Here is a 23865-nt window from a genome sequence, read left to right on the forward strand (position 1 = left end):
GGAGGGCCTGCGAACAGGCCGCCTGTGGTCCAGAAGCCTACCGGCGCTGCCGTTTCCTCAGCGAACCCATATACGGTACGGGGCTACACGCGGCCGTCGGCTCACAGGACGCACGCGTACCGTCGGCAACACGACACGCATGAGGAGAGAACCCGGTGGTCAGCCAGGAGCAGCGGCGGCGTCAGCTCGCCCGGGAGAAGTTCTTGCGGCAGCAGCAGCGGCGCACCAGCGCGCGGCGCAAGGCACGCATGCGCAACTCCGTGATCGCGTCGGTGCTCGGCGTGGTCGTGATCGGCAGCGTCGCGCTGTACACGACCGGCGTGCTGAAGAACGACGACGACAAGAAGACCAGCGCGGGCGCGGACGCGTCGCCGAGCGCCTCCCCGGCCGGCAAGGCGCCGGACCCGTGCGGGAAGCCGGCGGCGGGCTCGGTGAAGAAGCTGAGCTGGAAGAAGGAGCCGGCGATGACGATCGACACGTCGGCGAAGTACACGATGAAGCTCGCGACGACGTGCGGTGACATCGACCTGTCGCTGAAGGCGTCGGCGGCCCCGCACACCGTGAACTCGTTCGACTTCCTCGCGGGCAAGGGCTACTTCGACCACACCAAGTGCCACCGCCTCACCGCCGAGGGCATCTTCGTGCTGCAGTGCGGCGACCCGACGGCCACCGGCAGCGGCGGACCGGGCTACACGATCCCGGACGAGAACCTCAAGGACAAGAGCCTCAAGGGCAACACCTACCCGGCGGGCACGGTCGCGATGGCGAACACCGGCCAGAAGCACACCGGCGGAAGCCAGTTCTTCCTGGTCTACAGGGACAGCCCGCTGCCGCCCAGTTACACGCCGTTCGGAACGGTCACCGACGCGGGCATGAAGGTGCTCAAGAAGATCGCCGCGGCCGGCGCCCAGGCGGCCGACCCGACCACCGGGAACACCGCGCCGAACGCGACGGTCGTGATCGACAAGGCGACCGTCGCCAAGTCCTGACCCGGCGGGAGAGCCGGAGCGGCCGCCAGCGCAATTTCGCCCGCGCTGGATGCGGACAGGTCACCCGCCGGTCGCCTATGTTGGCGGTGACGAAACTGTGGACGATGCCCGGGGGCGCGAGGCCCCTCGCAGGCATCATGTGGAGGAGGCGCTGTGAGCAGCGACCCGTGGGGCCGCGTCGACGAGACGGGGACCGTGTACGTGCGTACGGCCGACGGCGAGCAGGTCGTCGGTTCCTGGGCGGCCGGCTCCCCTGAGGAGGCGCTTGCCTACTTCGAGCGCAAGTACGAGGGCCTGGTTGTCGAGATCGGCCTCCTCGAGAAGCGAGTCAAGACCACCGACCTGTCGGCGAAGGACGCCCGGACCGCGATCGACCACCTGCGCGAGCAGGTGGACGCGCACCACGCGGTGGGCGATCTCGACGCGCTGCGGACCCGCCTCGACAAGCTCGTGGAGACGGTCGAGGCCCGGCGTGAGGAGCGCAAGGCGCAGCGGGCCAAGCAGTCCGACGAGGCCCGCCGGGCCAAGGAGGACCTGGTCACCGAGGCGGAGCAGCTCGCGCAGTCCGACCAGTGGCGGGCGGCCGGCGAGCGGCTGCGCGCCCTGGTGGACACCTGGAAGGGGCTGCCGCGGCTCGACCGCAAGTCGGACGACGAGCTGTGGCACCGCTTCTCGCACGCCCGGTCGGCGTTCTCCAAGCGGCGCAAGGCGCACTTCGCGCAGCTCGACGCGCAGCGCGAGGAGGCCCGCCGGACCAAGGAGCGGCTGGTCTCCGAGGCCGAGGCGCTCTCGGGTTCGACGGACTGGGGCGTGACGGCGGCCCGTTACCGGGACCTGATGACGGAGTGGAAGGCCGCGGGCCGCGCCCAGCGCGAGCACGAGGACGATCTGTGGAACCGCTTCCGCGGCGCCCAGGACGTGTTCTTCGCGGCCCGCAGCTCGGTCTTCGCCGAGCGGGACGCGGAGCAGGCCGAGAACCTGAAGCTGAAGGAGGAGCTGGCCGAGGAGGCCGAGAAGCTCCTGCCGATCTCGGACCTGAAGGGCTCGCGGGCGGCCTTCCGCTCGATCAACGAGCGCTGGGAGGCCATCGGCCACGTCCCGCGGGACGCGCGCCCGAAGGTCGAGGGCCGGATGCACGCGGTCGAGCGGGCGCTGCAGGAGGCCGAGGAGGCCGAGTGGCGCCGGACGAACCCGGAGGCGCGTGCGCGTGCCGCCGGCCTGACCGGTCAGCTCCAGGCCGCCGTGGACAAGCTGCGGGCGCAGATCGAGCAGGCCCGCGCCCAGGGCAACGCCGCCAGGGCCGACAAGCTGGAGCGGGAGCTGGAAGGCCGCCAGGCGCTGCTGGACCAGGCTCTCAAGGGCCTGCAGGAGTTCGGCGGCTGATTCCCCGCTGCGCGTTCGAGAGGGCCCCATACCGGCGTATGGGGCCCTCTTGTATGTCCTGCTCTACGCCCGGCTGCGCGCCGAGGTCACGCGGTACACGTCGTAGACGCCCTCCACGCCCCGCACGGCCTTGAGGACGTGGCCGAGGTGCTTGGGGTCGCCCATCTCGAAGGTGAAGCGGGAGGTGGCCACCCGGTCGCGGGACGTCTGCACGGCCGCGGACAGGATGTTGACGTGCTGGTCGGACAGCACCCGGGTCACGTCGGACAGCAGCCGGGACCGGTCCAGCGCCTCCACCTGGATGGCGACCAGGAAGACGGAGGACTGGGTGGGCGCCCACTCGACGTCGAGGATGCGCTCCGGCTCGCGGGACAGCGACTCGACGTTCACACAGTCGCTGCGGTGAACCGATACGCCGCTGCCGCGCGTGACGAAGCCGATGATCGGGTCGCCGGGCACGGGCGTGCAGCAGCGGGCCAGCTTGACCCACACGTCGTCGACGCCCTTGACCACGACGCCCGGGTCGGCGTTGGAGCGCCGCTTGCGGCCGCGGCCCCGGGCTGGCGGGACCGTCTCGTCGATCTCCTCGGTGGCGGCCTCCTCGCCGCCGAGGGCCTGCACCAGCTTCTGGACGATGTTCTGCGCGGAGACGTGGCCCTCGCCGATCGCCGCGTAGAGCGCGGAGATGTCCGAGTAGCGCATCTCGTGCGCGAGGGTGACGAGCGAGTCCCCGGTGAGGATGCGCTGGATGGGCAGGTTCTGCTTGCGCATGGCGCGCACGATGGCGTCCTTGCCCTGCTCGATCGCCTCGTCGCGGCGCTCCTTGGAGAACCAGGCCCGGATCTTGTTGCGGGCGCGCGGCGACTTGACGAACCCGAGCCAGTCGCGGGACGGACCGGCGCCGGGCGCCTTGGAGGTGAAGACCTCCACCAGGTCGCCGTTGTCCAGAGTGGACTCGAGCGGTACGAGCCTGCCGTTGACCCGTGCTCCTATGGTGCGGTGGCCGACCTCGGTGTGGACGGCGTACGCGAAGTCCACCGGCGTCGCCCCGGCCGGGAGCGCGATGACGTCGCCCTTCGGCGTGAAGACGAAGACCTCGTTGCGGGAGAGGTCGAAGCGCAGGGACTCCAGGAACTCGCCGGGGTCCTCGGTCTCCTTCTGCCAGTCCAGCAACTGGCGCAGCCACGCCATGTCGTTGATGGCGTCCTTGTCCTTGCCGGAGGCCTTGGGCACGTCCGTGCGGACCTTGGAGGCGCCGGCGACGGCCTCCTGCTTGTACTTCCAGTGCGCGGCGATGCCGTACTCGGCGCGGCGGTGCATGTCGAAGGTGCGGATCTGCAGTTCGACCGGCTTGCCGTTGGGCCCGATGACCGTCGTGTGCAGCGACTGGTACATGTTGAACTTCGGCATCGCGATGTAGTCCTTGAACCGGCCGGGGACCGGGTTCCATCGCGCGTGCACGGTGCCGAGCGCCGCGTAGCAGTCCCGGACGGTGTCGACCAGGACGCGGATGCCCACCAGGTCGTAGATCTCCGCGAAGTCCCGGCCGCGGACGATCATCTTCTGGTAGACGCTGTAGTAGTGCTTCGGGCGGCCGGTCACGGTCGCCTTGATGCGGGCGGCGCGCAGGTCGGACTGGACCTCGTCGGTCACTATGGCGAGGTACTCGTCGCGCTTCGGCGCCCGCTCGGCGACCAGCCGCACGATCTCGTCGTACATCTTGGGGTAGAGGATCGCGAAGGCGAGGTCCTCCAGCTCCCACTTGATGGTGTTCATGCCCAGCCGGTGGGCCAGCGGGGCGTAGATCTCGAGCGTCTCGCGGGCCTTCTTCTCCTGCTTCTCCCGCTTCAGGTAGCGCATGGTGCGCATGTTGTGCAGACGGTCGGCGAGCTTGATGACCAGGACGCGCGGGTCCTTCGCCATCGCCACGACCATCTTGCGCACGGTCTCGGCCTGCGCGGCCTCGCCGAACTTGACCTTGTCCAGCTTGGTGACGCCGTCGACAAGCAGGGCGACCACGTCGCCGAAGTCGCGGCGCAGGTCCTCCAGGCCGTACTCGGTGTCCTCGACGGTGTCGTGCAGCAGCCCCGCCATGAGGGTGGCCGGGTCCATGCCCAGCTCGGCGAGGATGGTGGTGACGGCGAGCGGATGCGTGATGTACGGATCGCCGCTCTTGCGCTTCTGGCCGCGGTGCCAGCGCTCGGCGACCTGGTAGGCGCGCTCGATCTGCCGCAGCGTGGCGTTCTCGATCTTGGGGTCGTTGCTGCGCACTATGCGCAGCAGCGGTTCCAGCACCGGGTTGTACGGGTTCGCGCGCTGGACGCCGAGGCGGGCCAGGCGGGCGCGGACGCGGTTGGAGGAGCCGGTGCGGGCGGGCTGGCCGGCGGCGGGGCGCACGGGCGGGGCCGGTTTGGGGCGGGTGGCCTCGGGGGTCTTCTCGACGGGCGCGGACTGGGCGTGCTCGACCGCCCCGCGGGTGTCGTTCTTCGCGGACGACACGTCCCGCGCGGGCTTGGCCGCGGGCGCCGAGGCGGGCTCGGGCTTGGCGGCGGTCAGTGGCTGGGCCTCGTCTGGCAAGAGGACTCCTCGTGCGCGATCCGGGTCCCCCGGTCAGGCTCCGGAAACCCCATGGTAGCGATCCTGTGTCTCGTCATCGCCCGCAGGCGGCTGTGAGGACCGTCTACCCGTGCAACACGGGGGACTCCCACCCGATTCCGGGCCCGGCACCGGGAACCTCCCGATGCCGGGGGAAACGCACGAGGCGGGCCCGGATCGCTCCGGGCCCGCCTCGGTCCGTCCGGCTGGTCAGGCCCGACGGTGCGACGGCTTGGACATCACGCCGAACCGGTGGAGGTGTTGCAGAAGCGCGGGGTGCCGTTGGCACCGTCGCGCAGGCAGATCTTGAGGGTGACCTTGGTGCCCTCGGGCAGGTTGACCACCTGCGTGGCACAGGGGCTGCTGTCGCTTCCGCCGTTGGCGTCGTCCATGCGCTTGCTGCCCCCGTTCCAGGTCAGCGTCCCGGAGGCGCGCAGGCCGTCCTCCTGCCAGTCGCACACGTCCCACTTGTCGCCGTCGGCGTGCCACTGGGCGTAGCCGCCGGGGTTGTCGTCGGTGGTCACCACGAAGGTGTTCGCGGCGAACGCCGGCGTCACGGCCAGCGCGACACCGCCCATCGCCAGACCACAGACCATCCCGACCCGTTTGGCGAACGTCTTCACTCATTCCCCCTGAGGAGCGCTTCCGCCGGAACTCTTCCGACGTCCCGCGATTAGAGCATGATCATGATCACCGAAACAATCGAAAATGATCGGTTGGAGCGGCTAGCGAACGATATCGGCCAGGTCGACGATCAGAATGGCGAGAACCCCGCATACGAGAGGGCGGACGCCGCGTCACCGCGGCGTCCGCCCTCGCACGTGCTTGTCACTCAGATCTGGAGCAACGCCTCCAGCGGAGCGCCGGACAGGACGGGCTCCAGGCGGGCCCGGCCGTTCAGGAAGCCCAGCTCCATGAGGACCGCGAGCCCCGAGACCTCGGCGCCCGCCCGCTGGATGAGCTGGATCGCGGCCTCGGCGGTGCCGCCCGTGGCCAGCACGTCGTCGACGATCAGCACCCGGTCGCCGGACGCCAGGTCCTCCGCGTGCACCTCGATCTCCGCCGAGCCGTACTCCAGGTCGTACGCCTGGCGCAGCGTCGCGCCCGGCAGCTTGCCCGCCTTGCGCACCGGGATGAAGCCGAGGCCGGCGCGGACCGCGACCGGTGCGCCCAGGATGAATCCCCGGGCCTCCAGCCCGACGACCTTGGTCGCGCCGGTCTCGGCGGCGATCCGGGCCAGGGCGTCGGTCAGCGCGGAGAACGCCGCCGGGTCCGCGAGCAGCGGGGTGATGTCCTTGAACATCACGCCCGGCTCGGGATAGTCGGCCACGTCGCGGATGCGGCTGAGCAGCAGCGACGGGATGTCGGCCAGCTCGGTCATCGGCGCTTCCCCGAGGGTCGGCCGCGGCCCCGGTTGCGGGCGGCGGGCTGGTTGCGCGGACCCACCACGGCCGCCGCCTCCTCGGGCTCGTCGCCCTCACCGGTCCGGACCGTCACGGCGTCCTCGCCGGCGGCGGCCTGCGCGCGCTTGGCCATGACGCGCTTGCGGAGCGCCTTCATCGCCGGCTCGCGCTCCTTGAGGTCGGCGACGAGCGGGGTGGCGATGAAGATCGAGGAGTAGGCGCCGGCCGCGAGACCGACGAACAGCGACAGCGAGATGTCGTTCAGGGTGCCGGCGCCGAGGAAGCCGCCGCCGATGAACAGCAGGCCCGCCACCGGCAGCAGGGCGACCACGGTCGTGTTGATGGAACGCACCAGCGTGCCGTTGATCGACTGGTTGGCGATGTCGCTGTAGGTGAAGCGGGTCTGCTTCGTGACGTCCTTCGTCTGCTCCTTGAGACTGTCGAAGACGACGACCGTGTCGTAGAGCGAGTAACCGAGGATCGTCAGCAGACCGATGACCGTACCGGGCGTGACCTCGAAGCCGACCAGGGCGTAGATGCCGGTCGTGATGGTGATGTCGTGGATCAGCGCGACGAGGGCCGCGACGGCCATGCGCCACTCGAAGGCGATCGCCAGGTAGATCGCCACGAGCACCATGAAGATCGCCAGGCCCTGCCAGGACTTGGTGGCGATCTGCTCGCCCCAGCTCGGGCCCACCGACTCGCCGGTGACGTCCTTCTCCGGGATGTTCAGGTCCTGGGCCAGCTTCGCCGACACCTTGTTGGCCTGGTCGGTGTCGATGCTCGCGATCTGGACGCGCATGGCGCCGTTGCCCAGCTTCTGCACGACGGCGTCATGGCCGGAGGCTTCCTTCGCGTACTCCTCGACCTGGGCCACGGAGGCGCTGATGTGGGCCGGCGTCGTGAGGACGGCGCCGCCCTGGAACTCGATGCCCATGTTCAGGCCGCGCACCGCCAGGCCGACGATGGCCGTGATGGTGATCAGGATGGAGATGCCGTACCAGATCTTGCGCTTGCCGACGAAGTCGTAGCTGATCTCGCCGCGGTGCAGTCGAGCGCCGAGGTTGCCGAGTTTCGACATCGCTCACGCCTCCTTCGGGTCGACAGGGCCGGCGGCGGGACCGGCGGGACGGCGGGTGCGGCGCAGCGGCGGCTTGGCACCCAGGCTCTTGGGGTCGAGACCGGACCACTTGTGGCCGTCCGCGAAGAACCTGCGGCGGGCGAGCAGCGTCATCAGCGGCTTGGTGAACAGGAAGACGACGACCACGTCGAGCACGGTGGTCAGTCCGAGCGTGAACGCGAAGCCCTGCACCTTGCCGACGGTCACGATGAACAGCACGGCGGCGGCGAGGAACGACACGAAGTCGGAGACCAGGATGGTGCGCCGGGCGCGCGGCCAGGCCCGCTCGACGGCGGGGCGCAGCGAGCGGCCCTCGCGGATCTCGTCCCGGATGCGTTCGAAGTACACGATGAACGAGTCCGCCGTGATGCCGATCGCGACGATGGCGCCGCAGACGGCCGGCAGGTTCAGCGCGAAGCCGATGGCCGGGCCCAGCAGGGCCATGATCACGTAGGTGAGGATCGCGGAGACCAGCAGGGACGCCATGGCCACGAGCGACAGACCGCGGTAGTACGCGATCAGGTAGATCACGACCAGGGCGAGGCCGATCGCGCCGGCGATCAGGCCCGCGCGCAGCTGCTCACCGCCGAGCGCGGCGGTCACCGTGGTGACGGTCTCCTCCTTGAAGGAGAGCGGGAGCGCGCCGTACGACAGCATGTTGCCGAGGTTCTGGGCCTCCTCCTGCGTGAAGCTGCCGGAGATCTCCGCCTGGCCGCCGGTGATGGCGCTCTGGACGTACGGGCTGGAGACGACCTCGCCGTCGAGGACGATGCCGAACTCGTTCTGCGGGCTCTGCTTCTGGGCCAGCTGGCCGGTGATGTCCGCGAACTTCTTCGTACCGGTGCCGGTGAAGGTCATCTGGACCTGCCAGCCGGAACCGCCCTGGGTGTCGAAGACCGCCTGGGCCTTCTTCACCTCGGTGCCGTCCACGCCGGCCGGGCCGAGCAGGTACTTGTACCAGACCTTGTCCCGCTCGCCGCAGGCCACGGTCGGTTCGCCCGGCTTGGCGTTGGTGCCGGCCTTGGCGCGCTCGGCGGGCTTGGCGCAGTTCAGGGCCGCGTACTGGGCCTGCAGCTTCGTGACGTCCGTGCTGCCCGAGGCCGGGGCGGAGGGGCTGGCGGAGCTCTTGGCGCCGGAGGAGGCGCTCGGGGAAGCCGAGCCCGACGGCGTGCTGTCGGCCTTCAGGGCGTCGGTGACCGCGCGGCCCTGCGAGGTGGCGGAGGCGCTCGGGGAGGCGGAGGAGGACGAGGACGCCTTCTCCTTGGCGGAGCCGGACGGGCTCGGCGAGGCGCCGCCGGTGGGGGACGCGCTCGGCGACGGGCTCGCCGGGGTGGCGCCGCTGGGCTCGCTGGCGAGCACCGGGCGGAAGTACAGCTTGGCGGTGGTGCCGACCTGCTGCTGGGCCTCCTTGGAGTTGGTGCCCTTGGGGATGTTCACGATGATGTGATCGCGCCCCTGGGTCTGCACCTCCGCCTCGGAGACACCCAGGCCGTTGACACGGCGGTTCATGATGTCGACCGCGGTGTCCATGTTGGCCTGGTTGATCGCGGAACCCTGGTCGGCCTTCGCCTTGAGCGTGATGCTCGTACCACCGGCGAGGTCGATGCCGAGGCGCGGTGTCGTGTGCCCGGAGGCGAACATCCCGCCGGTGAGCGCCACGATGGCGATCAGAATGAGGGCCAGCGAGCGCCCTGGCCTGCTCTGGGCGCTCGCGCTCCGGCCCCTCTTAGGTGCTGCCACCTTCTCGTACTCCCTCTCGGGCCACCCCGTGCCTCGTCGGCGCGGTCAGCCATGACATGGTGTCGGGCTCCGTGCGGCGAACAGAAGCGCCCGGGGCGCGCGGGGCACGGCCGCGCCGCGCCGCACACCCCGGCGCGTGACTACTTCGCCTCGGAGTCGCCGTCGGTCTTCTTCGGCTCTTCGTCCGTCTTGGCCTCGGCGGCGTCGGTCCCGTCCTCGGCGACGTCCTTCTTGCCGAAGTCGACGGCCTTGTCGCCGGGGGCGGCGGCAGCGGCGGGCTCGTCGCTCCCGGCGGTCTCCGTGAGGGAGGAGGCGTCGTCCGGGACGACGTCGGCGTCGGACTTGAGGTCGTGCTCGATGCCGTGGACGATCCGGTTGTACTCGTCGTCCGAGAGGACGGCGCCGATCGCGTTCTTGGCGAAGAGGAGGTCGACGCCCGGTCCGGCGTCGAGGAGGACCGTGTCCTCGCTGACCTCCTTGACCGTCGCGTACATGCCCCCGATCGTGCGGACGCCGGAGCCGGGCTGCATCTCATTGCGCATGCTCGCGGCCTGCTGCTGCTTCTTCTTGGCCGAGCGCGTCATCAGGAACATGGCCGCGATGAGCACAATGAACGGGAGAAGGGTCAAGGTATTCACGGGACGGGGTTTCCTTCGCGCGACCGCGCGGTGAGAGCGGCCTGTTGATGGGGGTGGGTCGGCGCCGCCCGCAAGGGCGGCATCGGCGGAGTCTAAGCGAGTCCGCGCGCATGGAACAACGCTCAGCATGGCACCTGGGTTCCTGCCCCCGCCAATGCCCTCGCCGTCACGCCCCGAACAGGTCCTGTTGTCCGTTTCCCCCGGTGGCCGTGCGGGGCGGGGTCAGACCGAGGTGCGCCCAGGCCGCCGGAGTACCGACACGGCCGCGCGGCGTACGGGCGAGCAGGCCTTCCCGGACCAGGAAGGGCTCGGCGACCTCCTCGACCGTCTCGCGCTCCTCCCCCACCGCGACGGCGAGCGTGGACAGGCCGACCGGGCCGCCGCCGAACAGCTTCAGCAGCGCCTCCAGGACGGCCCGGTCGAGGCGGTCGAGGCCACGCGCGTCCACCTCGTAGACGGCGAGGGCGGCCGCGGCGATCTCGCGGGTGATCACGCCGTCCGCCTTGACCTGCGCGTAGTCCCGGACGCGGCGCAGCAGGCGGTTGGCGATGCGGGGCGTGCCACGGGAGCGGCCGGCGATCTCGGCGGCGCCGTCCGACTCGATGCCGACGTCGAGCAGGCTCGCCGAGCGGTGCACGACGCGCTCCAGTTCGTGCGGCTCGTAGAACTCCATGTGCGCGGTGAAGCCGAAGCGGTCGCGCAGCGGGGGCGGCAGCAGGCCCGCGCGCGTGGTGGCGCCGACCAGGGTGAAGGGGGGCAGCTCCAGCGGGATGGCGGTGGCGCCGGGGCCCTTGCCGACGATGACGTCGACGCGGAAGTCCTCCATGGCCATGTACAGCATCTCCTCGGCGGGCCGGGACATGCGGTGGATCTCGTCGAGGAAGAGGACCTCCCCTTCCTGGAGCGAGGAGAGGATCGCGGCCAGGTCGCCGGCGTGCTGGATGGCGGGGCCGGAGGTGATGCGGATGGGGGCGCCCATCTCGGCCGCGATGATCATCGACAGGGTGGTCTTGCCGAGGCCGGGGGCGCCGGAGAGCAGCACGTGGTCGGCGGTGGCGCCGCGCGCGCGTGCGGCGCGCAGGACGAGGTCGAGCTGTTCGCGGACCTTCTCCTGGCCGATGAACTCGTCGAGGTCCTTGGGGCGCAGCGCCGCCTCGACGGCCTGGTCCTCCCCGTCGGCGGCGGAGCCCACCAGCCGCTCGGGGGCGGCGGAGTCGGTCGTGTCGTCCCAGTTCATGTGGTGTGCCTCGGTGGTGTGGTCGGTCAGCGGGCGCGGTTCAGGGTCTGCAGCGCCGCCTTCAGCAGCTGACCCACCTGCGGGGTGCCGCCCGCGGCCTCGGCCTGGGGGGTCACGGCGGCGACGGCCTCGTCGGCCTCGCGGGTGGCGTAGCCCAGGCCGATGAGGGCGGCGTGCAGCTGGTCGCGCCAGCCCTGGGTGACGGGCGCGCCCACCGCGGGGGCGCCGACCGGCGCGCCGAGGCGGTCCTTCAGCTCCAGCAGGAGCTTCTGGGCGCCCTTCTTGCCGATGCCGGGCACGGCGGTGAGGGCCTTCTCGTCGGCGGTGGCGACGGCCCGGCGCAGTGCGTCCGGCGTGTGCACCGCGAGCATGGCCTGGGCGAGCCTCGGTCCGACCCCGCTGGCGGTCTGGAGCAGCTCGAAGACCTGGCGCTCGTCGTCGTCGGCGAAGCCGTACAGCGTGAGGGAGTCCTCACGGACGACCAGGGAGGTGTGCAGCTTGGCGGGCCGGCCCTGGCGGAGCGTGGAGAGCGTGTTCGGCGTGCACTGGACGGCCATGCCGACGCCGCCCACCTCGATCACCGCCGCGTCGGGGGCGAGTGCGGCGACCGTGCCGTTGAGGAAGGCGATCATGCCGTACGGCCTTTCGTTGCCTGGGCCGAGTGCAGCGCCACGGCCTGCTGGAGTCGGTTCTGCGCGGGGGCGCGCCAGATGTGGCAGATGGCGAGCGCGAGGGCGTCGGCGGCGTCGGCCGGCTTGGGCGGCGCCGAGAGCCGCAGCAGCCGGGTGACCATGGCGCCGACCTGCGCCTTGTCGGCGCGGCCGCTGCCGGTGACGGCGGCCTTGACCTCGCTGGGGGTGTGCAGGGCGACCGGGATGCCGCGGCGGGCGGCGCACAGCATGGCGACCGCGCTGGCCTGGGCGGTGCCCATCACGGTGCGCACGTTGTGCTGGCTGAACACCCGCTCCACGGCGACGAATTCGGGCCGGTGCTCGTCCAGCCAGGCCTCGATGCCCTGCTCGACGGCGACCAGGCGGTGCCCCAGCTCGGCGTCCGCGGGCGTCCGCACGACACCGACGCCGATCATGGTGAGCGGGCGGCCCGCCACTCCCTCGACGACGCCGACACCGCACCGGGTCAGGCCGGGGTCCACCCCCAGTACGCGCACGCGCCCTCCCTCTCTGGATCCGCGGACGTCCGGTGATCCACGGATGCCGCCAGGCTAGCCGGTGCCTGTGACAACGGCGGCGGGCCGGTGGACGTGTTCCACCGGCCCGCCGAACCGCTCAGCACGCGGCAGCGCTACGCGTCGACCTTCTCCATGATCTCGTCGCTGACGTCGAAGTTGGCGAAGACGTTCTGCACGTCGTCGCTGTCCTCGAGCGCGTCGATCAGCTTGAAGATCTTCTTGGCGCCCTCCTCGTCCAGTTCGACCTGGACGGACGGCACGAAGCTGGAGTCCGCGGAGTCGTAGTCGATCCCGGCCTCCTGCAGGGCGGTGCGGACCGCGACCAGGTCGGTGGCCTCGCTGATGACCTCGAAGGTCTCGCCGAGGTCGTTGACCTCCTCGGCGCCCGCGTCCAGGACGGCGCTGAGGACGTCGTCCTCGCTCAGCTCGCCCTTGGGGACGATGACGACGCCCTTGCGGCTGAACATGTACGACACCGAGCCGGGGTCGGCCATGCTGCCGCCGTTGCGGGTCATGGCGACGCGCACGTCGGAGGCGGCGCGGTTGCGGTTGTCCGTGAGGCACTCGATGAGCACCGCGACGCCGTTCGGGCCGTAACCCTCGTACATGATCGTCTCGTAGTCGGCGCCACCGGCCTCGAGACCACCGCCGCGCTTGATCGCGGAGTCGATGTTCTTGTTCGGGACCGACTGCTTCTTGGCCTTCTGGACGGCGTCGTAGAGGGTCGGGTTGCCCTCGAGGTCGACGCCGCCCATACGGGCCGCGACCTCGATGTTCTTGATCAGCTTCGCGAAGAGCTTGCCGCGCTTGGCGTCGATCACGGCCTTCTTGTGCTTCGTCGTAGCCCATTTAGAGTGGCCGGACATCTGCCTGTCTCCTTCGCGTAACCCATCTCTGCAACGAACTCCAGAGATCCTACAAGGACTCCGGTGTCCGGTTGGCGCGCACCATGTCGACGAAAAGCGAGTGCACGCGGTGGTCGCCGGTCAGTTCCGGGTGGAACGACGTGGCGAGCACGTTGCCCTGCCGGACCGCGACGATGTGTCCCTCGTGCTCGGCGAGCACTTCGGCGCCGGCGCCCACGGACTCCACCCAGGGAGCGCGGATGAAGACGCCCTCCACAGGATCGCCCGCGATGCCCCGGACGTCGACCGCGGCCTCGAAGGACTCGTTCTGCCGTCCGAAGGCGTTGCGGCGCACGATCATGTCGATGCCGCCGATGGTCTCCTGGCCCGAGCGCGGGTCGAGGATCTTGTCGGCGAGCAGGATCATGCCGGCGCAGGTGCCGTAGACGGGCATGCCATCGCGCACGCGCGCGCGGAGGGGTTCCATCACTCCGAAGAGGACGGCCAGCTTGGAGATGGTGGTGGACTCGCCGCCGGGCAGCACGAGGGCGTCGACCTCGGCGAGTTCCTCGGGGCGCCGCACCGGCCTGGCCACGGCGTCGGCCGCGGCCAGGGCGATGAGGTGCTCCCGTACGTCGCCCTGGAGTGCCAGGACGCCTATGACGGGGGTGTTCATGTGCCGTGTCGCCTTACCAGCCGCGGTTGGCGTAGCGCTCGGCCTCGGGGAGGGTGTCGCAGTTGATGCCGACCATGGCCTCGCCGAGGTTGCGGGAGGCGTCCGCGATGATCTTCGGGTCGTCGTAGAAGGTGGTGGCCTTCACGATGGCGGCGGCGCGCTTGGCCGGGTCGCCGGACTTGAAGATGCCGGAGCCGACGAAGACGCCCTCGGCGCCGAGCTGGCGCATCAGCGCGGCGTCGGCCGGGGTGGCCACGCCGCCGGCGGAGAAGAGGACCACCGGGAGCTTGCCCAGCTCGGCGACCTCCTTGACCAGCTCGTAGGGGGCGCGCAGCTCCTTGGCGGCGGCGTACAGCTCGTTGTTGTCGTAGCCGCGCAGGCGGGCGATCTCGTTCTTGATCTGGCGCAGGTGGCGGACGGCCTCGACGACGTTGCCGGTGCCGGCCTCGCCCTTGGAGCGGATCATCGCGGCGCCCTCGGCGATGCGGCGCAGGGCCTCGCCCAGGTTGGTGGCGCCGCAGACGAAGGGGGTGGTGAACGCCCACTTGTCGGAGTGGTTGACCTCGTCGGCCGGGGTGAGGACCTCGGACTCGTCGATGTAGTCGACGCCGAGGGACTGCAGGACCTGGGCCTCGACGAAGTGGCCGATGCGGGACTTGGCCATGACCGGGATAGAGACGGCGTCGATGATGCCCTCGATCATGTCCGGGTCGGACATGCGGGCCACGCCGCCGTCCTTGCGGATGTCGGCCGGAACCCGCTCCAGGGCCATGACGGCGACGGCGCCCGCGTCCTCAGCGATCTTCGCCTGCTCCGGCGTGACTACGTCCATGATCACGCCGCCCTTGAGCTGCTCGGCCATGCCGCGCTTCACGCGGGCGGTGCCGGTCTCGGGAGCCTGGTTGTCGATGGTGGACACGGGTGACCTCACTGAAGTGGAGAAGGGTGACTGCACCGACGAGGAAACGCGAGGCGAGCAGTCCACAGCAAGGGCCAATGGCGACCCCGTGGCTCCTTTTGTCCGGCGGCGGGCGGGGCGCCCGGTTCAGGCGGCCCGCTCCACCAGGGCCGCGGGCGGCTCGTCGTCCATCTCGAAGGCCAGCGGGAACGGGGCGTGGCCGGCCAGCCGGAACCAGCGCACCTTGCGGTGCTCGCGGAGCCTGCGGGCGGCCCCCACCGCGTCGTTGTGGAAGCGGCGGGCCATGGGGACCCGGCGCACCGCCTCGGCCAGCTCACGGGCCGCCTCGTCACCGCCCGGGGCGTCCCGGACCACCTCGACCTGCCGCGGGTCCTCGAACACCGCGCGCAGGGCCTGGCTCAGCTCGCTCTCCGCGACCTCCCGCTGGTCCTCCTCCGCCTGCCGGGCGGCGTGCGCGGCCTCGTAGAGCACGATGGAGGCGGCGGGGTCCAGCACGCCCGAGGTGGCCAGTTCCTGGGCCACGGAGGCCCGCCGCAGCAGCTGGGCGTCCAGCGCGGCCCGCGCGGCGTCCATGCGCACGTGCAGCCGGTCCAGCCGCCCGGCCGTCCAGCTCAGGTAGACGCCGACGGCGACGAGGGCGAGAAGGATCCAGATGAGGGTTGCGGTCACGGGCGAAGGCTATCGGGACGCCGCGGCCGCGCCGCCGCCCCCGTCGGTTCAGTCCCGGGCCAGGCCGAACCGGGAACGCCGGCCGGGGCGCTCGTCGGTGGCCACCGCCGCCGTCCCGGTCGTGACGGTCTCGTACACCGAGAGGATGTCGGCGCCGACCGTCGACCAGTCGAAGCGGCGCACGTGCGCGCTGCCCCGCTCCCGCAGTTCGGTGCGCCGCTCCGGGTCGGCCAGCAGGTCCACGGCGGTCCGGGCCAGTGCGTCGGCGTCCTCGTTGGCGAACACCTCGCCGGCCTTGCCCTGGTCGAGGACCTGGACGAAGGCGTCCAGGTCGGAGGCGAGGACGGGGGCGCCCGCCGACATCGCCTCGACCAGGATGATGCCGAAGCTCTCGCCGCCGGTGTTGGGCGCGACGTACAGGTCGACGCTGCGCAGGAAGCGGGCCTTGTCCTCGTCGCTGACCATGCCGAGGAACTCCACGCGTGAGCGCAGCCCGGCGGGCAGGTCCTCGACGGCCGCCTCCTCGTCGCCGCGCCCCGCGACCAGCAGCCGGGTCTGCGGGCGGGCGGCGAGGATCTTCGGCAGCGCCCGCATCAGCACGGGCAGGCCCTTGCGGGGCTCGTCGATGCGGCCGATGAAGCCGATGGTGTCGCCCTGCCACTCGGGCTTCGGCTCGGCCTCGGCGAAGAAGTCGACGTCGACGCCGTTGGGGATGACCACCGCGTCGCCGCCCAGGTGCTCGACCAGGGTGCGGCGGGCGTACTCGCTCACCGCGATCCGCGCGCTGATCTTCTCCAGCGCTGCCTGCAGGATCGCGTACGCGGCGATCATCGCGCGCGAGCGGGGGTTGGAGGTGTGGAAGGTGGCCACGATGGGCCCCTGTGCGGCCCAGCAGGTCAGCAGGCCGAGCGAGGGGGACGTCGGCTCGTGGATGTGGACCACGTCGAACGCGCCCTCGTGCAGCCAGCGGCGCACCCGCGCGGCCGACAGGAAGCCGAAGTTCAGCCGGGCCACCGAGCCGTTGTACGGCACCGGGACCGCGCGGCCCGCCGAGACGACGTACGGCGGCAGCGGGGTGTCGTCGTCGGCGGGGGCCAGGACGGAGACCTCGTGGCCGAGCCGAATGAAGTACTCGGCGAGGTCGCGGATGTGGAACTGGACGCCGCCGGGCACGTCCCAGGAGTACGGGCAGACGATCCCGATTCTCACGAGGGTCCCTTCGTGGGGTCCAGGTCGGCGAGCCACAGACGCTGGAGCATGTGCCAGTCCTCCGGGTGCTCGGCGATCCCGGTGGCGAAGGCGTCGGCCAGCGACTGTGTCATGGCGGCCGTCTTCTCCGCGCGCGTACCCGTCTGCGGTACCTCGATCGGGGGATGCACGCGGCCCTTCATGACCGGGGAGTCGTCGTACCAGAGGGTGACGGGCAGCAGCAGCGCGCCGGTCTGCTGGGCCAGCAGGGCCGGCCCCGCGGGCATCCGGGCCCGGTCGCCGAAGAAGTCCACCTCGGTGCCGGACGCGGACAGGTCGCGGTCGGCGACCAGGCAGACAAGACCGCCGTCGCGGAGCCGCCGGGCCAGGGTGCCGAAGGCCGAGCCGCCGCTGTGCGGGAGCACCTCCATGCCGAGGCCCTCGCGGTAGGCCACGAAGCGGTCGTAGAGGGTCTCGGGCTTCAGCCGCTCGGCGACCGTGGTGAACGGGGTCCGCAGCTCGGTGGTGACCCAGGCGCCGGCGAGGTCCCAGTTGGCCAGGTGCGGCAGGGCCAGGACCACGCCCCGGCCGGAGGCGAGCCCGTCGGTCAGGTGGTGGAGGTCCTTGGGTTCGAAGCCGCTCCGGACGCGTTCGGGGCTCCAGGCCGGGAGCCGGAAGGACTCCATCCAGTAACGCAGATAGGACCGCATGCCGGCGCGCGAGAGTTCGGCCAGCCGCTCCGGGCCCGCGTCGGGCACGACGCGCGCGTAGTTGGCCTCCAGGCGCAGCACGCCTTTGCCGCGGCGCTTCCAGGCGAGGTCGGCGATGGTCCGGCCGAGGCGGACCGCGACGCGTTCGGGGAGGTTCTTGACGGTGCTCCAGCCGAGCCCGTAGAGCGCGTCGGTGAGCCGGTCGGCGGTGCTCACTTCGCCGCCTCCCTCCCCTGGGAGGCGTCCTGCCCGGCCGCCGCCTCGGCCTCGGCGGACTCGCGGCGGACGGTCACGACCCGCTGGATCAGCGTCACGAGGCTGCCCACGGCGACGATCCACAGGGCGATCGGCAGCAGCCACTGGATGCCCGGCACACCGAACTTGTGCAGTCCCGCGAAACCGGCCGCGACCAGCGAGATCACCAGCCGCTCTGCGCGTTCGACGAGGCCGTTGACGGCGACCGGCAGGCCGATCGACTCGCCGCGCGCCTTGGTGTACGACACCACCTGGCCGCTGGCCAGGCAGAAGATCGTGACGGCGCACAGGACGTTGTCGTTCCCGTTGCCCGCGTACCACAGCGCGAGGCCGCCGAAGATCGCGCCGTCGGCGACCCGGTCCAGGGTGGAGTCCAGGAAGGCGCCCCAGCGGCTGGACCGGCCGAGCTGGCGGGCCATGTTGCCGTCGACCAGGTCGGAGAAGACGAAGAGCGTGATCACCACCGTGCCCCAGAAGAACTCGCCCCGGGGATAGAAGACCAGCGCGCCCGCCATCACACCGGCGGTGCCGATGAGGGTGACCGTGTCGGGGCTGACGCCCCGGCGGATCAGAAACGCGGCGAACGGCGTGAGGACACGCGTGAAGAATGCACGCGCGTACTTGTTCAGCATGGCCTTCCCGACGGTCGTTGTCGCCGCGGCCCTGGTGGCCTCCGGCTGGCCCATCGTAGTCACGCGTGCGCGTGCGTGACGGGCGGGCACCCACGAGCCGGCGCCGGCGCCCCGCAGGGGGATGCGGCGCGCCCGGCCCGCCGTGGCCGCTTCGCGGCCGTTCGTATGGACGCGGCGTTACGGGAGTGGAAAGCTCGAAGGACCGCGGGCGTCGCCGGAGCCGCCACAGCACGCGGATCCCGCGTGTCCGCGCCCACAGTGACCTCACCGTGCACGGGAGGCAGGATCATGGGCGACAAGGCACAGACACATCCCGGAGCCGCCGGCAGGGCAAGGGCGGCCGACCACCCCGCGTCCATTAGGAATGTGGTGCTGGTCGGCCACTCCGGATCGGGCAAGACCACGCTGGTGGAGGCCCTCGCGCTGACCGCGGGGGCGGTGAACCGGGCGGGCCGCGTGGAGGACGGCGGCACCGTCTCCGACCACGACGACATCGAGCACCGGCAGCAGCGCTCGGTGCAGCTCTCGCTGGTCCCGGTCGAATGGGACGGCATCAAGATCAACGTCCTCGACACCCCCGGGTACGCCGACTTCGTCGGGGAGCTGAGGGCCGGTCTGCGCGCCGCGGACGCGGCCCTCTTCGTCGTCTCGGCCTCGGACGGGGTGGACGGCTCGACCCGGATGGTCTGGGAGGAGTGCCAGGCCGTCGGCATGCCCCGGGCGATCGTGGTGACGCACCTGGAGTCCGCGCGCGCGGACTTCGAGGAGATGACCCGGGTGTGCGCCGAGGCGTTCGGCGCCGACGACCCCGACGCCGTGCTGCCGCTGTACCTGCCGCTGCGCGGCCCCGAGGGCCCCGACGGGCACGCTCCGGTGACGGGCCTCGTCGGCCTGCTGTCGCGGAAGCTGTTCGACTACTCGTCCGGCGAGCGCAAGGAGTCCGAGCCAGGCGAGGACCAGCTCCCGGACCTCGACCAGGCCCGCGACCGGCTGATCGAGGGGATCATCGCCGAGAGCGAGGACGAGACCCTGATGGACCGCTATCTGGGCGGCGAGCAGGTCGACGTCAAGACGCTGATCCAGGACCTGGAGCGGGCCGTGGCACGCGGCTCGTTCTTCCCCGTCCTGGCCGCCGCGCCCGCCGCCGAGGGCGCCCGGCAGGGCCTCGGCACGGTGGAGCTGCTGGAGCTGATCACCGGCGGGTTCCCGACGCCGTTCGAGCACCCCATGCCCGGGGTCACCACGATCGACGGCAGGCCGCGCGAACTGAAGGCGTGCGACACGGACGGCCCGCTGGTCGCCGAGGTCGTGAAGACCTCCTCCGACCCCTACGTCGGCCGCATCTCCCTGGTCCGCGTCTTCTCCGGCACCCTGCGCCCCGACGAGACGGTGCACGTCTCCGGGCACGGGCTGGCGGACCGCGGGCACGAGGACCACGACGTCGACGAGAAGATCGGCGCCCTGTCCACCCCGTTCGGCAAGCAGCAGCGCCCGGTGACGCACGCCGTCGCCGGCGACCTGGTGTCCGTGGCCAAGCTCGGCCGCGCGGAGACCGGCGACACCCTCTCGGCCAAGGACGACCCGCTCCTGATGGAGCCCTGGCGGATGCCCGACCCGCTGCTGCCGCTCGCCATCCAGGCGCACAGCAAGGCCGACGAGGACAAGCTCTCGCAGGGCCTGGCCCGGCTGGTCGCCGAGGACCCGACGATGCGCCTGGAGCAGAACCAGGACACCCACCAGGTGGTCCTGTGGTGCCTGGGCGAGGCGCACGCGGACGTCGCCCTGGAGCGGCTGCGCAGCCGGTACGGCGTCCAGGTCGACGTCGTACCGCACAAGGTCTCGCTGCGGGAGACGTTCGCGGTGCGGGCCGCCGGCCGCGGCCGGCACGTGAAGCAGTCCGGCGGGCACGGGCAGTACGCCATCTGCGAGATCGAGGTGGAGCCGCTGCCCGGCGGCTCGGGCGTCGAGTTCGTGGACAAGGTGGTCGGCGGCGCCGTGCCGCGCCAGTTCATCCCGTCCGTGGAGAAGGGCGTGCGGGCGCAGGCGGCCAAGGGCGTCGCGGCGGGCTATCCGCTGATCGACGTCCGGATCACGCTGCTGGACGGCAAGGCGCACTCGGTGGACTCCTCCGACGCCGCGTTCCAGACGGCGGGCGCGCTGGCGCTGCGCGAGGCCGCGGCGGGAGCGCGGATCCATCTGCTGGAGCCGGTGAGCGAGGTGGGCGTGCTCGTCCCGGACGACTACGTGGGCCCGGTGATGAGCGACCTGTCGAGCCGGCGCGGCCGGGTGCTCGGCACCGAGCAGGTGGGCTCGGGACGGACCCTGATCCGGGCCGAGGTGCCGGAGTTCGAGATCGGCCGGTACGCGATCGACCTGCGTTCCCTGTCCCACGGCACGGCACGCTTCGACCGCGCCTACGCGCGGCACGAGCCGATGCCGCCGCAGATCGCCGAGCGGATCCGCGAACAGGCGGGCGAGACGCCCTGACCCGCGCCGGTCCGCTCCGTGCGCCGGTGGGCGGCTTCGGCCGTCCACCGGCGCGCTGTCGGTGGCTGCGGATACGCTGATCACCTGATCACGTCGTGCCGAAGTCGTGCGGTTGTCATGCCGATTCGGCAGGTTGGCCTGTTCAACAGGTGTGCGGGGCAGTGAAGTCGGGAAGGCCGCAGGAGCGACACCGGCGGCGAGGGGGCGGGAATGTCGGTTGGTACGGAGTGGGACGGCCCGCAGGTGCCCGTCTCCGGCGACGAGGGACAGGCGGCGACGTACGCGCTGGCCTCGGCGGCCTACCGGGACAACGTGATCGAGGACATCAAGAAGACCGACAACGAATGGCACCAGTCGACCGTCAAGGCCGGCCGGATATCCCTGCTCAGGCCCAATCTCGGCGAGGCCTTCTCGCGGGCCGTGGTCGACCGCATGCTCGCCCCGGGCCGCAAGCCGCTCATCCAGTCCTTCGGCGCGGAGCCCCAGGTGGTGGTGGAGCACGCGCTCGCGGCCAACAACATCCGCCGCGAGCGCGACAACCGGCTGTCCGTCGTCGTGGTGCTGTGCGGTCTGATCTTCCTGCCCGGGTTCATCGGCTGGCTGCTGGTCTTCCAGTTGCGCACGCTCGTCACCAGGCGTGACGACAGGCGCGCCGGGACGCTGGCCACCGTCCTGCTCACCGGGGTGGGCATCCTCGCCGCGCTCTTCCTGCTGAAGATGCCCTTCGGCGGCTTCTGGGGGTGGTACGCGCGCGGCTGCGTCGTGGCCCCGGTGCTCGGCTGGTTCTGGGCCAAGCGGATCTGCGAGCGCAGCGCCCAGGACCTGCGGGCGCGCTGGGAGGGCCTGCTCTCCGGCAGCAGCGTCGGCGCCAAGGTGCCGGAGGCGGTGCCCCGCGCCCCGGGCGAGACCGCGGCCGAGCAGCTGCGCCAGTCGCTGGCCCGGCTCGGTGCGGAGCAGCGGTCCAACTCCGTCTTCTACGCCGGACCCAAGGGCATACTCGGCATGGGCACCCGCTGGGGCTCCTGGCAGCTCGCCGAGGACCTGGAGCCCGCCGATCCCACCCGGGAGATCCATCCCTTCCGCAGCTGGGACGTCATACGCGCCATCCACGACCAGCTCCGCATGCTGGAGCGGGGCCCGTTGAACACCGGCGGCTTCCCCCGTCCGTCGATACGGCACTGGATCGTCACACCGATCGGGGAGAACGCCAAGGAGGTGTCCCGGCCCGAGGGCACCGACGTCGAGGCGTTCCAGATCAAGCAGCACGCCGTGCAGGACATCTGCAACAAGCAACAGTTCGGCAGCGGTGACCGGCACTACCTGGGCGTGCAGTGGACGCTGTGGGACGGGCAGCTCGTCATCACCATGATGATCACGGTGACGGTGCTGCACGAGACGCTGCGCATCGAGGTGACCGGGCACGCCCTGGGACCGGTGAACCCGCTGTTCACCACGAAGCCGACGGCGCCCACCAAGGAGGTCGCCAAGTCGCTCAAGCCCTGGGAGAACCGCACGGTCAAGCTGCCCCTGGTGACCACCGACGAGGTGGTGCGGCTCACCGCGCGCGCCCCGCTGAACTGGTACCCGCCGATGCTCAAGTGGCTCGGCGGCTCGCTCGTCCTGCCGGAGCCCTTCGGACTGCGGCACGCCTGGGCGGACCAGCCGTGGCGGCACCGCTTCATGGCCGACGACGCGCTGCGCGCGGCCACCCCGGTGCTGCGGGTGGTGCACTCGGCCGCGATCCGGGTGCTGAAGGAGAACGGCGTGGACACCGAGAAGTTCGGCAACCGCTCGTCCGTGCTCAGCGGCCTGGTGCAGGACCCGACGCCGAAGAAGGCCGACCTGTACGACGCCTGACCGGTGCCCTCGAAGCCGAGGGCACCCGCGGGTCTAGGCCGACGCCGGCCAGGCCTCAGCCAGCATCTTCCTGGTGTCCGCGAGGAGCTGCGGCAGCACCTTCGTCTGGCCGACGACCGGCATGAAGTTCGTGTCGCCGCCCCAGCGCGGGACGATGTGCTGGTGCAGGTGGGCGGCGATGCCGGCGCCGGCCACCGTGCCCTGGTTCATGCCGATGTTGAAGCCGTGCGCGCCGGACGCGGTGCGCAGCGCGGTCATCGCCTGCTTGGTCAGCTCGGCCAGCTCGGCCGTCTCCGGCAGGGTCAGGTCCGTGTAGTCGGCCACGTGCCGGTACGGCACGGTCATCAGATGGCCGCCGTTGTACGGGTAGAGGTTGAGGACCGCGTACACGTGCTCGCCGCGGCGGACGATCAGGCCGTCCTCGTCGGACTTGGCCGGGATCGAGCAGAAGGGGCAGCCGTCGTCGGCCCCCGGGCCGCTCGGCTTGTTCTCGCCCTGGATGTAGGCCATCCGGTGGGGCGTCCACAGGCGCTGGAACGCGTCCTCCGTCCCCACTCCGATCTGCTGTTCCGGCTCACTCGTCATGCAAGGCAGCATATGGCTTCGCCCGTTCGCGGCGTGTCGCCGGGGCGGCCGGAACGTTCTCACCGGCCAAGCTGGGCCGGTGGACGACGACAGCCCCGCGGCCCGCTGGGAGCAGCGCACCGAGATCCCGCTCTTCGCGGGGTCGCTGATCTTCATCGCCGCCTATGCCACCCGGGTCCTGGCCGTGAGCCTTGCGTCCTTCTGGCGGGACCTGTGCCTGCTCGTGATGCTCGCGCTCTGGGCGCTGTTCGCCGCGGACTTCCTGGTGCGCTGGCGGCTCGGCGGCCAGCGGTTCCTGCGCTTCGTCAGCACGCACTTCCTGCACACCGTCGTGGTCGTCCTGCCGCTGCTGCGCCCGCTGCGGATCGTCCCGCTGTACGACGTGGTCCAGCGCCGGCAGGGCGAGCCCCGGCTCTCGCTGTACGCGCGCGTGATCTCGTACGCGAGCCTGTCCACGCTGCTGCTCGGCTTCTCGGGCGCGCTGGCGGTCTACCAGCAGGAGCGCGGCGCGCCCGGCGCCACGATGCGGACGTTCGGCGACGCCGTGTGGTGGGCCGCCTCGACCCTGAGCACGGTCGGCTACGGCGACATCACCCCGGTGACCCCGCTGGGACGGGTGATCGCGACCGGGATGATGGCCTGCGGGCTCGGCCTGCTCGGCGCGGTGACGGGTTCCTTCTCGTCATGGCTGATGCAGACCTTCACCCGCGAGAGCGACAAAGGGCCCCCGAGGAGGTGATCCCCGGAG

22 protein-coding genes are annotated in these 23865 nt (G+C 71.3%); 5 read left to right on the forward strand and 17 right to left on the reverse strand.

From position 1 onward, the window contains the following. Window positions 1-155: 155 nt before the first annotated feature. Window positions 156-989: a peptidylprolyl isomerase gene (locus ACZ7JA_RS25660; protein ID WP_351663904.1), complete on the forward strand. Its 834-nt coding sequence runs from the start codon at window positions 156-158 to the stop codon at window positions 987-989. A 153-nt stretch (window positions 990-1142) separates the two neighbouring features. Next, window positions 1143-2372, forward strand: coding sequence for a DUF349 domain-containing protein (locus ACZ7JA_RS25665; protein ID WP_351663905.1), 1230 nt, complete (start codon window positions 1143-1145; stop codon window positions 2370-2372). Window positions 2373-2435: 63 nt separating this feature from the next. On the opposite strand, the gene ACZ7JA_RS25670 is transcribed toward ACZ7JA_RS25665, so the two are convergent. The 16 genes from ACZ7JA_RS25670 to pgsA all read right to left on the reverse strand — a co-directional run bounded on the left by ACZ7JA_RS25670 (window position 2436) and on the right by pgsA (window position 18242). Next, entirely contained in the window at window positions 2436-4949 is a 2514-nt protein-coding gene (locus tag ACZ7JA_RS25670; RefSeq protein ID WP_389304778.1) for a RelA/SpoT family protein, read from the reverse strand. Window positions 4950-5206: 257 nt separating this feature from the next. Further along, a complete protein-coding gene (locus tag ACZ7JA_RS25675) occupies window positions 5207-5590 on the reverse strand; it encodes a hypothetical protein (RefSeq protein ID WP_351663907.1) in 384 nt (127 codons plus the stop codon). A 209-nt stretch (window positions 5591-5799) separates the two neighbouring features. Then, entirely contained in the window at window positions 5800-6348 is a 549-nt protein-coding gene (locus tag ACZ7JA_RS25680) for an adenine phosphoribosyltransferase (protein ID WP_351663908.1), read from the reverse strand. Further along, window positions 6345-7451: a protein translocase subunit SecF gene (secF, locus tag ACZ7JA_RS25685; protein ID WP_351663909.1), complete on the reverse strand. Its 1107-nt coding sequence runs from the start codon at window positions 7449-7451 to the stop codon at window positions 6345-6347. Before secF ends, ACZ7JA_RS25680 begins: the two co-directional genes overlap by 4 nt. Before the next feature lie 3 nt (window positions 7452-7454). Further along, window positions 7455-9230, reverse strand: coding sequence for a protein translocase subunit SecD (gene secD / locus ACZ7JA_RS25690; protein ID WP_351663910.1), 1776 nt, complete (start codon window positions 9228-9230; stop codon window positions 7455-7457). A gap of 140 nt (window positions 9231-9370) precedes the next feature. Then, a complete protein-coding gene (yajC, locus tag ACZ7JA_RS25695; RefSeq protein WP_351663911.1) occupies window positions 9371-9868 on the reverse strand; it encodes a preprotein translocase subunit YajC in 498 nt (165 codons plus the stop codon). Between the two features lie 166 nt (window positions 9869-10034). Then, the gene (ruvB, locus tag ACZ7JA_RS25700; protein ID WP_351663912.1) at window positions 10035-11105 is read right to left on the reverse strand and encodes a Holliday junction branch migration DNA helicase RuvB; all 1071 of its coding nucleotides are present in this window, start codon (window positions 11103-11105) and stop codon (window positions 10035-10037) included. A 26-nt stretch (window positions 11106-11131) separates the two neighbouring features. Then, window positions 11132-11737 carry a Holliday junction branch migration protein RuvA gene (ruvA, locus tag ACZ7JA_RS25705; protein WP_470810632.1) on the reverse strand — a complete coding sequence of 202 codons (606 nt, stop codon included), beginning with the start codon at window positions 11735-11737 and terminating at the stop codon, window positions 11132-11134. Then, a complete protein-coding gene (gene ruvC, locus ACZ7JA_RS25710) occupies window positions 11734-12273 on the reverse strand; it encodes a crossover junction endodeoxyribonuclease RuvC (protein ID WP_351663914.1) in 540 nt (179 codons plus the stop codon). Before ruvC ends, ruvA begins: the two co-directional genes overlap by 4 nt. 134 nt (window positions 12274-12407) lie before the next feature. Continuing rightward, window positions 12408-13160 carry a YebC/PmpR family DNA-binding transcriptional regulator gene (locus ACZ7JA_RS25715; RefSeq protein WP_351663915.1) on the reverse strand — a complete coding sequence of 251 codons (753 nt, stop codon included), beginning with the start codon at window positions 13158-13160 and terminating at the stop codon, window positions 12408-12410. Window positions 13161-13209: 49 nt separating this feature from the next. Continuing rightward, window positions 13210-13815, reverse strand: coding sequence for a pyridoxal 5'-phosphate synthase glutaminase subunit PdxT (gene pdxT, locus ACZ7JA_RS25720; protein ID WP_351663916.1), 606 nt, complete (start codon window positions 13813-13815; stop codon window positions 13210-13212). A 13-nt stretch (window positions 13816-13828) separates the two neighbouring features. Continuing rightward, the gene (pdxS, locus tag ACZ7JA_RS25725) at window positions 13829-14734 is read right to left on the reverse strand and encodes a pyridoxal 5'-phosphate synthase lyase subunit PdxS (RefSeq protein ID WP_351663917.1); all 906 of its coding nucleotides are present in this window, start codon (window positions 14732-14734) and stop codon (window positions 13829-13831) included. A 126-nt stretch (window positions 14735-14860) separates the two neighbouring features. Beyond that, a complete protein-coding gene (locus ACZ7JA_RS25730) occupies window positions 14861-15403 on the reverse strand; it encodes a LemA family protein (protein ID WP_389304776.1) in 543 nt (180 codons plus the stop codon). A gap of 48 nt (window positions 15404-15451) precedes the next feature. Further along, entirely contained in the window at window positions 15452-16612 is a 1161-nt protein-coding gene (locus ACZ7JA_RS25735; protein ID WP_450743902.1) for a glycosyltransferase family 4 protein, read from the reverse strand. Then, entirely contained in the window at window positions 16609-17517 is a 909-nt protein-coding gene (locus ACZ7JA_RS25740) for a phosphatidylinositol mannoside acyltransferase (protein WP_351663920.1), read from the reverse strand. The genes ACZ7JA_RS25735 and ACZ7JA_RS25740 overlap by 4 nt, the downstream gene beginning before the upstream one ends. Further along, a complete protein-coding gene (gene pgsA, locus ACZ7JA_RS25745) occupies window positions 17514-18242 on the reverse strand; it encodes a phosphatidylinositol phosphate synthase (RefSeq protein WP_351664173.1) in 729 nt (242 codons plus the stop codon). The genes ACZ7JA_RS25740 and pgsA overlap by 4 nt, the downstream gene beginning before the upstream one ends. Before the next feature lie 234 nt (window positions 18243-18476). Between pgsA and ACZ7JA_RS25750 the strand changes: the two genes are divergently transcribed. Further along, on the forward strand, window positions 18477-20675 hold the full coding sequence (locus ACZ7JA_RS25750) for an elongation factor G-like protein EF-G2 (RefSeq protein ID WP_351663921.1): 2199 nt from the start codon (window positions 18477-18479) through the stop codon (window positions 20673-20675). A gap of 210 nt (window positions 20676-20885) precedes the next feature. Beyond that, window positions 20886-22532, forward strand: coding sequence for a hypothetical protein (locus ACZ7JA_RS25755; RefSeq protein WP_351663922.1), 1647 nt, complete (start codon window positions 20886-20888; stop codon window positions 22530-22532). Window positions 22533-22565: 33 nt separating this feature from the next. Here the strand turns inward: ACZ7JA_RS25755 and ACZ7JA_RS25760 are convergent, their stop codons facing one another. After that, window positions 22566-23129: an HIT family protein gene (locus tag ACZ7JA_RS25760; protein ID WP_470810636.1), complete on the reverse strand. Its 564-nt coding sequence runs from the start codon at window positions 23127-23129 to the stop codon at window positions 22566-22568. Between the two features lie 67 nt (window positions 23130-23196). On the opposite strand from ACZ7JA_RS25760, the gene ACZ7JA_RS25765 reads away from it, so the two are divergent. Further along, a complete protein-coding gene (locus ACZ7JA_RS25765) occupies window positions 23197-23856 on the forward strand; it encodes a potassium channel family protein (protein ID WP_351663924.1) in 660 nt (219 codons plus the stop codon). The last annotated feature ends 9 nt before the right edge of the window (window positions 23857-23865 follow it).

Source organism: Streptomyces sp. NPDC038135 (assembly GCF_055601245.1).

Coding starts and splice junctions, on each gene's coding strand:
- secF (WP_351663909.1), bottom strand. CDS start 7,451: ATGTCGAAACTCGGCAACCTCGGCGCTCGACTGCACCGCGGCGAGATC.
- ACZ7JA_RS25750 (WP_351663921.1), top strand. CDS start 18,477: ATGGGCGACAAGGCACAGACACATCCCGGAGCCGCCGGCAGGGCAAGG.
- ruvB (WP_351663912.1), bottom strand. CDS start 11,105: ATGAACTGGGACGACACGACCGACTCCGCCGCCCCCGAGCGGCTGGTG.
- pgsA (WP_351664173.1), bottom strand. CDS start 18,242: ATGGGCCAGCCGGAGGCCACCAGGGCCGCGGCGACAACGACCGTCGGG.
- ACZ7JA_RS25760 (WP_470810636.1), bottom strand. CDS start 23,129: ATGCTGCCTTGCATGACGAGTGAGCCGGAACAGCAGATCGGAGTGGGG.
- ACZ7JA_RS25680 (WP_351663908.1), bottom strand. CDS start 6,348: ATGACCGAGCTGGCCGACATCCCGTCGCTGCTGCTCAGCCGCATCCGC.
- pdxT (WP_351663916.1), bottom strand. CDS start 13,815: ATGAACACCCCCGTCATAGGCGTCCTGGCACTCCAGGGCGACGTACGG.
- ruvA (WP_470810632.1), bottom strand. CDS start 11,737: ATGATCGCCTTCCTCAACGGCACGGTCGCCGCACTCGCCCCCGACGCG.
- ACZ7JA_RS25755 (WP_351663922.1), top strand. CDS start 20,886: ATGTCGGTTGGTACGGAGTGGGACGGCCCGCAGGTGCCCGTCTCCGGC.
- ACZ7JA_RS25715 (WP_351663915.1), bottom strand. CDS start 13,160: ATGTCCGGCCACTCTAAATGGGCTACGACGAAGCACAAGAAGGCCGTG.